The sequence below is a fragment of the Paenibacillus sp. FSL R7-0297 genome (assembly GCF_038009025.1).
Lineage (GTDB): Bacteria > Bacillota > Bacilli > Paenibacillales > Paenibacillaceae > Paenibacillus_AQ.
The window spans coordinates 6,628,224-6,640,578 of the sequence record NZ_JBBPAQ010000001.1 but is presented as its reverse complement, the minus strand read 5'-3'; the positions used below and the strand labels follow the sequence as shown (position 1 = coordinate 6,640,578).

The window sequence follows — 12,355 nt, the reverse complement described above, 5'->3', positions numbered from 1 at the left end:
CAGCCCCTTAATATTCAGCTTGTGACAGCTTCAGTTCCTCTGCTGTATCAGTTCACTGCGCTGCAGCCGATTAGATCTTCAGCACGCCGCCTTTGCTTGCATTGGTAACCAGCTTGGAGTAGCGGGCCAGGTAACCGGTCTTCACCTTCGGTTCGAAGCCTTTCCAGCCGCTGCGGCGGACAGCCAGCACTTCTTCTTCAACCAGCAGCTCGATCTTGCGGCCCTTCAGGTCCAGTTCGATGATGTCACCATCCTCGACAAAAGCAATCGGTCCGCCCTCAGCCGCTTCCGGCGAGATGTGGCCGATACTGATGCCGCGGGACGCTCCGGAGAACCGGCCGTCGGTGATCAGGCCGACCTTGGCGCCAAGACCCATACCGACGATCTGCGAAGTCGGTGCCAGCATTTCCGGCATACCCGGTCCGCCCTTCGGACCTTCATACCGGATAACAACGACATGGCCTTCTTTGACCTTGCCGTTCGCGATCCCTTCCAGCGCCTGCTCCTGGGAGTCGAAGCAGATGGCAGGTCCTTTGTGGTAGCCGCCAACGGAAGCATCTACGGCACCAACCTTGATGATGGAGCCTTCCGGAGCCAGGTTGCCGTAGAGTACAGCCAATCCGCCTACTGGGGAATAAGGGTTGTCTATTGTATGAATAACTGACGTATCCTGAATCTCATGACCCGTGACATTCTCGGCCAGAGTCTTGCCGGTTACGGTCATGCAGTCGCCGAAGATGGCACCCGGCTTCTTCAGCAGCTCGTTCAGCACAGCGCTGACGCCGCCTGCCCGGTCCACATCCTCGATGAAGATATCGGATGCCGGAGCCAGCTTGGCCAGATAAGGCACGCGGTTGGCTACTTCATTGATACGCTCCAGCGGATAGTCGATTTCAGCTTCCTGAGCCAGTGCCAGGGTATGCAGCACAGTGTTGGTGGAGCCGCCCATAGCCATATCCAGCGCAAAGGCATTGTCCAACGATTCATGGGTTACGATATCACGCGGTTTCAGATCCAGCTTGATCAGTTCCATTAGCTGTGTAGCTGATTTGCGGACGAAATCTCTGCGTTCTTCGGCAACAGCCAGAATGGTGCCGTTGCCCGGGAGAGCGAGGCCCATAGCTTCAGCCAGACAGTTCATGGAATTGGCTGTGAACATACCCGAACATGATCCGCAGGTTGGACAGCCGAATTGTTCCAGTTCAAGCAGTTCAGCGTCATTGATCTTGCCGACCTGATGGGCGCCAACGCCTTCGAACACGGATGTCAGGGAGAGCTTCTTGCCTTTGCTGTCTACGCCGGCCTTCATCGGTCCGCCGCTGACGAAGATCGTCGGGATGTTGACGCGCAGTGCGCCCATCATCATGCCCGGGGTGATTTTATCGCAATTGGGAATGCACACCATTCCATCGAACCAGTGAGCGGAAACCATCGTTTCCACAGAATCGGCAATAATCTCGCGGCTTGGGAGCGAATAGCGCATTCCGATATGTCCCATGGCAATACCGTCATCTACGCCGATGGTATTGAATTCGAATGGAACCCCGCCGGCTTCACGGATAGCTTCCTTAACGATTTTGCCGAATTCCTGCAGATGCACATGACCCGGTACAATGTCGAGATAGGAATTGCAGACTGCGATAAACGGCTTGCCGAAATCCTCTTCCTTAACGCCTGCGGCCCGCAGAAGGCTGCGGTGTGGAGCGCGGTCAAAGCCCTTTTTGATCATGTCTGAACGCATTTTCTTGTTTGCCATGATGAGATTTCCCCCTAAAAGTATTGTGAGCCTAACCTCTTGGAACGGTGAGAACAAATATAGTGCCGCATTAACGCATTGCAATCCCAGAGGCTGCGTGTCTGCGGTTTATAGAAGGAACAAGGTCCAGCTTCATGCAGTGAACAGAAGTAGGGCGGAGCCGTTTCTATAAAATAAGCGGATTGGATACGAACGTTAATAGAGAGTCTATCACAAAAAACCTCATTTTTCTACCGGGCAATGTGAAGTTTGTCGCAGTCATCTCCCGGCACACGAATGGAAACGGCTACACTGTCCTCCACAGGCATTCATAATCAAAAAGCCTATCCGCGGCGGGACAGGCTTCTACATATCAAGAAGGGAAGAGGTTTCAGTAAATAATTACTAAAGTGAGCGTCTGATGGCGGCGCGCTGGAGCGAGATCATCCAGTCTACAGACGGCTCAACCAGCGGGTTCAGCATACGTTTGACAGCGGGCTGGGCCAGCAGCACCGTGCAGGATACTGCGCCTGCAATCAGCAGTGCGGCTCCGGCAGCATTTCCGATATAGGCATACAGGCCGGAAACGGCAGCTGCCCGGACAATAAATCCATGAAGCAGGAAGACGTAGAGGGTGCGGCGTCCCAAATCTGTCATGCGGCTTAACCCGTAAGGGACCAGGCCCAGGAACGCCAGGGAAGCGGCAAATTGCAAAGCATACACAGCGAGCCGGAACACCCCCGCATACCATTCATGGGCACCGAGCTGCATATAGGTCATACTGCCCAACAGCCAGCCCATCGGGAGACCGCGTCCCGCTAAGCCCATCACGATAAGCAACAGGAGTGAAGCGGCAGCGGCAGCGGTTTTGACATATTGCTGATACAGCTTAACGAAAGCTCCGAAGGAGAAATGAGTTCCGATGACGAAAAAGGGCAGGTAAACAAAGGTGCGGCTGATGCTGAACCAGATGCCATCCAGCTGCAGATAACCTACAGCCACACCTGCGGCTATGGCAAAGGCAAACTGGGCGCTCTTGCTCCAGCGGCTCATCCCCAGCATGAGCAGACGCCAGAAGGCGTGGCTGGCCAGGAACCACAGGAGCAGGTAAGGAGCGAAGAAGGAATGCTGTATGTTATTTACATGGAAGAAGGAAATGTCGAGTGCCGAGTAGAGGCTCTGAAAAATAATATATTGCAGTCCAATCTGCAGCAGCACCTTACGGCCGGCTGAGCCCTGTAAGCTTTTACGGGCAAAGTAACCGGTCACGAGCACAAACAGCGGCATGTGAAAGCTGAAGATCCATTGGTACAGGGTGTGGAGTCCGCTCATTTCAAGAATCAGGGGTTCGATCGCATTGGCCACAAAGACAGTTACAATAAGCATGAAGCGTAAATTAAGAAAAAACGTTTCTCCACGCGTGTCGAGCGAGCTTTCCCGGATCATGACGTTACCTCCAATAAATGCGGTTTGCGCATTGCTTAATACTTTAATTTTAAAATACATGATTTTCGGTAAATAAATAGTGAAATATATCACAATGGTAAGCGCTCTCATGGTCGCTAGATGTGGCGAAGTGTTGAAGGTTGTTTGATTTCATTGATTACACTATAATTTTCTGTATGCAGTATCCGGGAGTGAACTCTATTGAGAAAAAGCAGTACCAAACGCAATGTGCTTATAGGAATTGTATTGATTCTGCTGGTGGCTGGGGTGTTTATATGGAAGTACCTGACTCCGTATCAGCCTGCTGAAAGAGCTGAGACTGCACTTGTCTCTGCCGGGGGAATTACAGTAGAGCAGAATGACAACTGGATCTCGTTCGAGCCGTCGGTTGCACTCGGCACCGCCGTGATCTTTTATCCCGGCGCACTGGTCGAGGCGGAAGCTTATGCTCCGCTTGCCAGGAAAATTGCAGCAGCCGGCCACCCGTTCTATATCGCAAGAATGCCGCTTAACCTGGCAGTGATCAAGGGGAATGCTGCCGAAGAGATCATCCGCGTGCATCCGAAGCAGTCCTTTGTGCTTGGCGGGCACTCGCTTGGCGGGGTAATGGCCTCGCGCTTCGCTGCAGCTCATGCCGACCAGCTGGAAGGCGTTTTTTTTCTGGCTTCCTACCCGGATGAGAAAGGCAGTTTAAAGAATACTACGCTGTCCGTATTGTCGGTGCTGGGTACCGAGGACAAGGTGGTTGATCAGGAGAGCTATAATAAAGGCCGCGCCTATCTTCCGGGCAACACGGTATACACGGCGGTCAATGGAGGCAATCATGCCCAGTTCGGTAGCTACGGCCCTCAGAAGGGTGACGGCATAGCCACCATCACAGAGGAAGAGCAGCAGAACCGCACTGCGCGGGCCTTGCTGGATTGGATAGGGAACCTGCGTCAGAGCAAGTGAGCACCGAATAACGGAAGTAACTCCGCCTGGGAGAGGAGTGTCAGTCTGAATGCCTGAATTGCATATTAATGAGATATCCGTTCCGTGCAGGGGCATCTTGTTCGACAAGGATGGAACGCTGCTGGATCTGCTTGCCACCTGGGGAAGCTGGGCGGACCTGATTCTGAAGGGGCTGGGCAGCCAGCTGGCAATAATCGGCGGCCTGCCGCGAGGCGGGCCGGAGCTTGCTTCTGTGCTGGGTACGGTTCATGATGCCACCGGCAAGGTGACCGGGTATGACCCCTCCGGACCGCTCTCTATGGCGACCGCTGAAGAAACGATCGGGATTCTGGCCTGGCAGCTGTATGCTGCCGGTGTTCCCTGGAATGAAGCGGTAACGCAGGTGAATGCGATCTCCAAGCAAGCTATGAACGAGCTGCGCCGGCAGAGGGCGGCGGTGGCGATGCCGGGGCTGCATGCTTTTCTGGAGCAGTGTGCGGCCGCTTCCCTGAAACTCGGTGTCGTGACCTCAGACCATATGGCCACTACCCGTGAGCATCTGGAGTGGCTTGGGATTTCCGGGTATTTCCATTCCGTCGTCACCAGAGACAGAGTGAAGCACGGCAAGCCTGCACCGGAGATGGCCGAGACGGCCTGCCGGGAGCTGGGCCTGCTGCCCGGCGAGACGGTCATTATCGGTGACAGCAATGCGGATATGCAGCTGGGCAAGGGTGCCGGACTGCGGCTTGCTGTGGGTCTGTCTCCAGATGGGACCGCAGCCCACCTGCTGGATGCGGATATTGTTGTTTCCGGCTATGCCCAGCTCCGGGTTACATTCTGATTTCATTTCTGTACAGAGAGGAAACGTGGGACTCTATGGATCAATTGCAGCTACTGGCTTCCTGGATCAAAGACAGCGGGAATATTGTTTTTTTTGGCGGCGCCGGAACATCAACGGAGAGCGGCATACCGGATTTTCGTTCGGCGGCCGGTCTATATCAGGCTCAGCATAACTCTCCGTATCCGCCTGAAGTGATGCTGAGCCGCAGCTTTTTCATGTCCTCGCCGGACATTTTTTTTGATTTCTACCGCAGTAAGATGATTCATCCCGAGGCGAAGCCGAACGGGGCCCACCGGCTGCTGGCTGAACTTGAAGCCAAGGGCAAGCTGAAGGCAATCATTACACAGAATATCGACGGTCTGCACCAGCTGGCGGGAAGCCGCCGGGTGCTGGAGCTGCACGGCTCGATTCACCGCAATCACTGCATGGACTGCAATACCTATTACGGTCTGGAGCAGATTCTGGAGCAGACGGCTGCTGTGCCGCTGTGCCCGGAGTGCGGCGGCATCATTAAGCCGGATGTGGTGCTCTATGAGGAAGCGCTCGATCATGATGTGCTGGTCGAAGCAGTGGCGGCGATTGCGGCAGCAGACCTGCTGCTGATTGGCGGCACTTCGCTCACAGTCCAGCCGGCGGCAAGCCTGATCACCTACTTCCGGGGAAGGCATACGGTGCTGCTTAACGGCGATCCGACCCCGTACGACCATCAGGCAGATCTGATCATTACGGACCGGATTGGCGATGTGATGGGCAGAATACAAGGACTGCTCGGATGAGGATTTCAAGCTTTTCCCCGGGGTGAAGATTACAAAGTCTGTACGGAGTTTAAAATAGGGTATTGCAATAACTGAGGAAACGAGAGGCAGGGATAAGCAATGGTATATGTGGCTAGCGATGAACGGTATGAAGTCATGCGTTATAACCGCACCGGCAGGTCGGGCCTCAAGCTTCCGGCAATTTCACTGGGCCTGTGGCATAATTTCGGCGGCATCGACACTTATGAGAATGGCCGCGAGATGATCACCCGCTCTTTCGATCTCGGAATTACCCATTTCGATCTGGCTAACAACTATGGTCCTCCGGCAGGCTCGGCAGAGGAACTGTTCGGCAAAGTTCTTGCCCGTGATCTCGCTCCCTACCGTGACGAGCTGGTAATCTCCACCAAGGCGGGATATTATATGTGGCCCGGCCCATACGGCGACTGGGGTTCACGCAAATATATTCTGTCCAGCCTGGACCAGAGCCTGAAACGGCTGGGACTGGACTATGTGGATATTTTTTATTCCCACCGTCCAGACCCCGAAACCCCGATGGAAGAAACGATGGGAGCACTGGATCATGCTGTACGTTCAGGTAAAGCGCTCTACATCGGCTTGTCCAACTACACGGCTGAGCAGACAGAGCAGGCAATTGGCATCCTGAAGGAGCTCGGAACACCGCTTCTGATTCATCAGCCGCGGTATTCCATGCTCGACCGCTGGATTGAAGGCGGGCTGCAGGATGTGCTGGAGGAGCATGGCATCGGCAGTATCGCTTTTACCCCGCTGGCTCAGGGCCTGCTGACCAGCAAATACCTGAACGGCATTCCCGGCGATTCCCGGGCCGCCGGGCCATCCGCCTTCCTGAATGAGAGCCGGATTACGCCGGAGGTGCTGCGCAAGATCCACGCGCTCAACCAGATGGCGGTAGCACGCGGCCAGAGCCTGGCCCAGTTCGCGCTCCTCTGGACGCTGCGCGGCGGCAAGGTGACCTCGGCGCTGATCGGCGCCAGCCGTGTAAGCCAGATCGAGGAGAATATCGCTGCTCTGGCGCATGGTGATTTCTCGCAGGAAGAGCTGGAACGGATTGAGACGATCCTTGGAACAGAGGATGAAGCCTGAGTAATCTATAGAATTGACAAGTAACAGCCCGCTTCCGGAACAGGAAACGGGCTGTTGGCTTAAGCGGAGTTCTGGTAGAACGCCGGATGTTCTCCTGAGCCTATTTCTCCCCGGGATTGGCAGTCGCCTGCCGGTAAGTGCTGGGGGACTGGGCACAAAAGCGTTTGAACTGCCGGGAGAAGTACAGGGCATCGGTCAGGCCGACGGAGGATGCGACCTGCTCTACCGATAGCTCGGGGCGTTCACGCAGCAGCTGGCGGGACTTCTCGATGCGCAGCTTCAGCAGATAGGTAACCGGCGAGAGGCCGGTCTCCTGCTTGAAGATGCGTGACAGATAAGCGCGGTTATAGCCCAGGCTGCCGCACATCTGTTCAATGGAGACCGGATGGGCATATTGGGAAGCCATATAGTTGATCATTTGCTTCACCGTGCGTTTGACCTGCGATTCTGCCCCGGGCAACCGTGACGAGGAGATCAGCAGACCGGATGCTTCGCCGACAATCAGGTAAAGATAGCCGAGCGAGGTCAGATGCGCGCTCTCCTTACCCCCATAGAAGGCGGACATCATCCCTGCGAGTGCGCCCGGGATCACACTGCCCTCAGCCGAGGTCAGGACCGGCTTCTCCGGGGAGAATCCGGCCTGCAAGGCGAGCTGCTCCGCCTCCGCTCCGGTGAAGGCGGCCCAGCGGTACCGCCAGGGCTGCTGCTGATCGGAGATGTAGCTGACCAGCTGGGCCGGGTGGATCAGGAAGCAGTCTCCCGTTCCCAGTTCATACTTGCGCTGCTCGGTCCGGAATACACCGGAGCCGGACTCAATGTAGTGAAGCAGATAATAATCGTAGATCTTGGGGCCGGCCTGATGCAGCGGAAGCGTCTGGCTCTCCCCGGCGAACAGCACATGCAGAGGCTGCTGATCGAAATACACGGGATTTGATCCTACGGAATAGGTATGTTCCAACGGCCATCCGCCTTTCTTGAATATAACGCTATCATAGCTAAGCATGAGGGGAAGCGCAGAAATGAATCTTTATCTCCAGTATATCCTCCCGGCGGCTGGAAGTCACATTTGTCCATGTATTGCACACATGATTGCATTATCAGGGCAAGTCTGATTTTATTATAATGTAAGCATGAAGGAAGCAAGTTGGAAACAAGTTGAAAGCCCAAGCACAAGCAGCGAAAGGATGGAGTGGCAATAATGAGCGTACAGGAACTTAACAGTAAATTTATCGAGAAATACGGAGAGAGCAGCGAAGAGGCGCGGGTGTTCTACGCACCAGGCCGTGTGAATCTCATCGGAGAGCATCTGGACTACAACGGCGGTTATGTGTTCCCGGCAGCACTGGACTTTGGAACTACCCTTATCGTGCGTCCGCGTACAGACGGCAAGGTTCAATTCGCATCGACGAATTTCCCTTATGAAGCCTCTATCGGCTACAGCGAAATCGGCAAAGCCAAAACCGGCGAGTGGGTTGACTATCCGGTTGGTGTTATGGTCGAGCTGGCCAAGAAGGACCTTCCGGTATCGGGAGGGTATGACCTCTTGTTCCACGGAGAAATTCCGAACGGCTCGGGCTTATCCTCTTCCGCTTCTATCGAGGTAGTAACAGGTTATGCCTTCCTGACACTGCTTGGTGGAGACACGGATACTGTAGAGATCGCCCTGCTGTCGCAGCGTGCGGAGAACCAGTATGTCGGCGTAAACTCCGGTATCATGGACCAGTTCGCTGTCGCCAATGGCAAACGCGACCAGGCCATCCTGCTGATGTGTGACACTCTGGAATACAGCCTGGTTCCATTTGTGACTGGCTCATATAAGCTGGTTATCGGCAATACGAACAAGAAGCGCGGTCTTGTGGACTCCAAGTACAATGAACGCCGCAGCCAATGCGAGGAGGCTCTGGCTATTTTGAAGCAAGAGGTACCAACCCTGTCTTATCTGGCCGAGCTTAAACCTGAACAATTCGAGCTTCATCAGCATAAAATCACCGACGAAACCGTTAGACGCCGCGCCCGTCATGTGGTGGAAGAGAACCAGCGTGTACTTGACTCGGTTGAAGTCCTGAAGAACAATGACCTGAAGCAATTCGGACTCTATATGAACGATTCCCATGTCTCCCTGCGTGACCTCTATGAAGTCAGCTGCGAAGAGCTGGACATTATGGTTGAAGAAGCGCAGCGTATTCCGGGAACACTCGGCTCGCGTATGACAGGTGCCGGATTCGGTGGATGTACAGTATCTCTGGTACATGAGGATGATGTGGAACGTTTCATTACCGAAGTCGGCGAAGCTTACAAGAATAGATCCGGTCTGACGGGCGAGTTCTATGTATGCACGATCGGCAACGGCGTTGAAGAACTGAAAGGAGTGAAATAAGATGGCGATTCTGGTAACGGGCGGAGCAGGATATATCGGTTCCCACACAGTAGCAGAGCTGCTGGACCGCGGGGAAGAGGTCGTAGTTATCGACAATCTGCTGACAGGGCACCGCGAGGCGCTGCTGGGCGGCAAGCTGTATGAGGGAGATCTGCGCGACAAGGAACTGCTGGCCAAGCTTTTCTCCGAGAACAAGATTGAAGCGGTAATCCATTTCGCAGCGAGTTCTCTGGTAGGCGAGAGCATGAAGGATCCGGTAAAATATTACGACAACAACGTGTACGGTACACAGTGTCTTCTCGAAGCGATGCAGCATGCCGGAGTGGATAAAATCGTCTTCTCCTCCACAGCCGCAACCTACGGCGAACCGGAAAAGGTGCCGATTGAAGAAACGGACCGCACTGAACCTGCGAATGTTTATGGGGAGACCAAGCTGACCATGGAGCGCATGATGGCCTGGTTCGACAAGGTGCTCGGCATCAAATACGTAGCGCTGCGCTACTTCAATGCTGCAGGTGCACATGCCAGCGGCAAAATCGGTGAAGACCACCGTCCGGAGAGTCACCTGATTCCGCTGGTGCTCCAGGCTGCACTCAAGCAGCGGGAGAACATCGCGGTCTTCGGCGAAGACTACCCGACAGAAGACGGAACCTGCGTACGAGACTATATCCATGTCAGCGATCTGGCGGATGCGCATGTCCGTGCGGTAACCTACCTGCGCAGCGGCAGTGCAAGCAATATCTTCAACCTGGGCAACGGCCTTGGTTTCTCAGTGAAGCAGGTGATTGAGACTGCGAAGAAGGTAACCGGCCTGGACATCCCGGTTGTAATCCAGGAGCGCCGCGCCGGTGATCCGGCAGTACTGGTCGCTTCTTCGGCCAAAGCCCGGACGATCCTGGGCTGGGACCCGCAGCATGCCGATCTGGAAGGCATCATCCAAAGCGCCTGGAACTGGCACTCCGCGAACCCGGAAGGGTATGGCGTCTAAGCCTGTCACTGTACTTGTTGTGAACAGTATGGAAGCCTGGCTTGAAGAATAGGCAATCATAAGATGAACAAAAGAAAAATAAAAAGCCAGAAGGATCGAAGGGGGATTTTGGAACTGTAGGAGCGTTAGCGACCGCCTGAAAGCTTTCCGCAGGAAAGCTCGCTTCGGAAGCATCAGCAGTCACCGGATTTCAGCCGCAATCAGCGGGTCAATCAAGAAATCTGGGGGCGGGCAGCGGCCGGAAGTCCAAATATTCACCGTAGTGACGTCTATGGCTTAAGTTAATATCTTAAGTTCAGCTATACAGGTTGCAGCAAATAAGGAGAATTGAAATGCAGAACGATAATATTACGGCTGCAGCCTCTGAGAAGGCATTGTATGCGATTGAGCAGCTGGTCCTGTTCGCGCAGCACAAGGAGCTGATTCAGCCTGCTGACGTTGATTACAGCCGCAATGAACTGCTGGACCAGTTCGGCTTCAGTGAGCCGTATGCCGGTGAATTCACTGAAGGTCCGCTTGAGAGTCCGCAGGCACCGCTGGATCAATTGATCGACTACGGGTTTGAGACCGGGCTGATTCCGGAGAATACGGACACTTACCGCGATCTGCTGGACGCCAAGATCATGGGCCTTCTGATGGCCCGGCCGTCTGAGGTAAATGCGGAGTTCGCCGCGATCCAGGCGGGGCAGGGCATTCAGGCGGCCACTGACCGCTTTTATAAGCTGAGTATTGATTCCAACTATATCCGTATGGACCGGGTGGCCAAGAATGTGTATTGGCTCCAGGATTCGCCGTACGGGGATATCGAGATGACGATCAATCTCTCCAAACCGGAGAAAAGCCCGAAGGAAATCGCCATGGCCCGGCTGCTCCCGCCGCCGGTCTATCCGAAATGCCAGCTCTGCCGCGAGAATGTCGGCTATGCCGGACGGGTCAATCACCCGCCGCGCCAGAATCTGCGAGTGATTCCTCTTGCGATGAACAATGAGAAATGGTTCTTCCAGTACTCGCCGTATGTGTACTATAACGAGCATTGTATCGTGTTCCACCATGATCATGTGCCGATGAAGCTGACGAAGGATACGCTGAAGCGTCTGCTTAGCTTTGTTGAAACCTTCCCGCATTATTTCATCGGCTCGAATGCCGATCTGCCGATTGTCGGCGGCTCCATTCTGACCCATGATCACTTCCAGGGCGGACGCCACACCTTCCCCATCCAGAAGGCGCCCAAAGAGGATAGCTTCACCCATGCTGCATATCCAGGCGTTAGCCTTAGCATTGTGAAATGGCCAATGTCTGTGCTGCGGATGCAGGGGGCAGATCCTGCCGTGCTGCTGGAAGCCGGCAACAGTATCTATGAGGCCTGGAAGACTTACAGCGATCCGGCAGCTGATGTCCTGGCCTTCAGTGAAGAAGCCGGGGAGAGCGTGCCGCATAACACGGTTACACCTATTGTCCGCCGGGCAGAAGACGGCGGCTATGAGATGGATCTGGTGCTGCGCAACAACCGGACCAGCGAAGAATATCCCGAAGGGATTTTCCACCCGCACCGGGAAATGCACCACATCAAGAAGGAGAACATCGGGCTAATTGAGGTTATGGGCCTGGCGATTCTGCCGGGACGCCTCAAGGAAGAGCTCGATGCTGTCGCTGGCGTTCTGGCCGGAGACACCGCGCTGCTGGAAGCGGTCCAGAGCCAGGGCGCTGATCATCCGCTCGCGCTGCATGCCTCCTGGATCGCGGAGCTGGCCGGCCGTTTCGGCACCTCCCTGAGCCGCGAGGAAGCGGTGAAGACAGTGCAGAACGAGGTAGGCACCAAGTTCACGCATATTCTGGAGCATGCGGGAGTCTACAAGCGTACACCGGAAGGCCAGGCGGCTTTCCGCCGGTTCGTGAACAGCAGCGGGTTCAACTAAGCTGCTGTGTCTTGTAAATGAGATGTCCCTGCCGGAGTATCGGCGGGGACATTTTTATATTGCGCGGGAAACTGCGATGCAATGATGTGTCCGCCAGAAGTGAGGGGCGGGAGGAAATGAGGGGCAGAAATGCCCCTGATTCCGCTGAAAGCGGGCGACGGGAGGAAATGAGGGGCAGAAGTGCCCCTGATTCCGCCGAAAGCGGGCGATGGGAGGAAATGAGGGGCAGAAGTGCCCCTGAT

Annotated in this window: 10 protein-coding genes; 7 read left to right on the top strand and 3 right to left on the bottom strand. The window is 55.0% G+C overall.

Going from position 1 to position 12,355, the window contains the following annotated elements:
* Positions 1 to 70: 70 nt before the first annotated feature.
* Together ilvD and MKZ24_RS28875 are read right to left on the bottom strand one after the other, a co-directional pair.
* Entirely contained in the window at positions 71 to 1,756 is a 1,686-nt protein-coding gene (ilvD, locus tag MKZ24_RS28880) for a dihydroxy-acid dehydratase (protein WP_042234058.1), read from the bottom strand.
* Positions 1,757 to 2,140: 384 nt separating this feature from the next.
* Positions 2,141 to 3,181: an acyltransferase family protein gene (locus MKZ24_RS28875; RefSeq protein ID WP_042234060.1), complete on the bottom strand. Its 1,041-nt coding sequence runs from the start codon at positions 3,179 to 3,181 to the stop codon at positions 2,141 to 2,143.
* Between the two features lie 201 nt (positions 3,182 to 3,382).
* On the opposite strand from MKZ24_RS28875, the gene MKZ24_RS28870 reads away from it, so the two are divergent.
* From MKZ24_RS28870 to mgrA, 4 genes are all read left to right on the top strand, one after another.
* Positions 3,383 to 4,132 carry an alpha/beta hydrolase gene (locus MKZ24_RS28870; protein WP_042234063.1) on the top strand — a complete coding sequence of 250 codons (750 nt, stop codon included), beginning with the start codon at positions 3,383 to 3,385 and terminating at the stop codon, positions 4,130 to 4,132.
* 49 nt (positions 4,133 to 4,181) lie between these two features.
* Positions 4,182 to 4,952, top strand: coding sequence for an HAD family hydrolase (locus tag MKZ24_RS28865; RefSeq protein WP_042234066.1), 771 nt, complete (start codon positions 4,182 to 4,184; stop codon positions 4,950 to 4,952).
* A gap of 35 nt (positions 4,953 to 4,987) precedes the next feature.
* Complete coding sequence (locus MKZ24_RS28860; RefSeq protein WP_042234068.1) at positions 4,988 to 5,728, top strand: NAD-dependent protein deacylase; 741 nt, start codon at positions 4,988 to 4,990, stop codon at positions 5,726 to 5,728.
* 99 nt (positions 5,729 to 5,827) lie between these two features.
* Entirely contained in the window at positions 5,828 to 6,832 is a 1,005-nt protein-coding gene (gene mgrA / locus MKZ24_RS28855; RefSeq protein ID WP_042234069.1) for an L-glyceraldehyde 3-phosphate reductase, read from the top strand.
* Positions 6,833 to 6,932: 100 nt separating this feature from the next.
* Here the strand turns inward: mgrA and MKZ24_RS28850 are convergent, their stop codons facing one another.
* Positions 6,933 to 7,835 carry an AraC family ligand binding domain-containing protein gene (locus MKZ24_RS28850; RefSeq protein WP_042234072.1) on the bottom strand — a complete coding sequence of 301 codons (903 nt, stop codon included), beginning with the start codon at positions 7,833 to 7,835 and terminating at the stop codon, positions 6,933 to 6,935.
* Positions 7,836 to 8,030: 195 nt separating this feature from the next.
* On the opposite strand from MKZ24_RS28850, the gene MKZ24_RS28845 reads away from it, so the two are divergent.
* The 3 genes from MKZ24_RS28845 (at position 8,031) to MKZ24_RS28835 (ending at position 12,113) form a co-directional block, all read left to right on the top strand.
* A complete protein-coding gene (locus tag MKZ24_RS28845; RefSeq protein ID WP_042234073.1) occupies positions 8,031 to 9,209 on the top strand; it encodes a galactokinase in 1,179 nt (392 codons plus the stop codon).
* 1 nt (position 9,210) lies between these two features.
* On the top strand, positions 9,211 to 10,197 hold the full coding sequence (gene galE / locus MKZ24_RS28840) for a UDP-glucose 4-epimerase GalE (protein WP_042234075.1): 987 nt from the start codon (positions 9,211 to 9,213) through the stop codon (positions 10,195 to 10,197).
* 332 nt (positions 10,198 to 10,529) lie between these two features.
* Complete coding sequence (locus MKZ24_RS28835) at positions 10,530 to 12,113, top strand: UDP-glucose--hexose-1-phosphate uridylyltransferase (RefSeq protein WP_340789162.1); 1,584 nt, start codon at positions 10,530 to 10,532, stop codon at positions 12,111 to 12,113.
* Positions 12,114 to 12,355 lie beyond the last annotated feature (242 nt).

Coding starts and splice junctions, on each gene's coding strand:
- ilvD (WP_042234058.1), bottom strand. CDS start 1,756: ATGGCAAACAAGAAAATGCGTTCAGACATGATCAAAAAGGGCTTTGAC.
- MKZ24_RS28875 (WP_042234060.1), bottom strand. CDS start 3,181: ATGATCCGGGAAAGCTCGCTCGACACGCGTGGAGAAACGTTTTTTCTT.
- MKZ24_RS28865 (WP_042234066.1), top strand. CDS start 4,182: ATGCCTGAATTGCATATTAATGAGATATCCGTTCCGTGCAGGGGCATC.
- MKZ24_RS28860 (WP_042234068.1), top strand. CDS start 4,988: ATGGATCAATTGCAGCTACTGGCTTCCTGGATCAAAGACAGCGGGAAT.
- mgrA (WP_042234069.1), top strand. CDS start 5,828: ATGGTATATGTGGCTAGCGATGAACGGTATGAAGTCATGCGTTATAAC.
- MKZ24_RS28850 (WP_042234072.1), bottom strand. CDS start 7,835: ATGCTTAGCTATGATAGCGTTATATTCAAGAAAGGCGGATGGCCGTTG.
- MKZ24_RS28845 (WP_042234073.1), top strand. CDS start 8,031: ATGAGCGTACAGGAACTTAACAGTAAATTTATCGAGAAATACGGAGAG.
- galE (WP_042234075.1), top strand. CDS start 9,211: ATGGCGATTCTGGTAACGGGCGGAGCAGGATATATCGGTTCCCACACA.
- MKZ24_RS28835 (WP_340789162.1), top strand. CDS start 10,530: ATGCAGAACGATAATATTACGGCTGCAGCCTCTGAGAAGGCATTGTAT.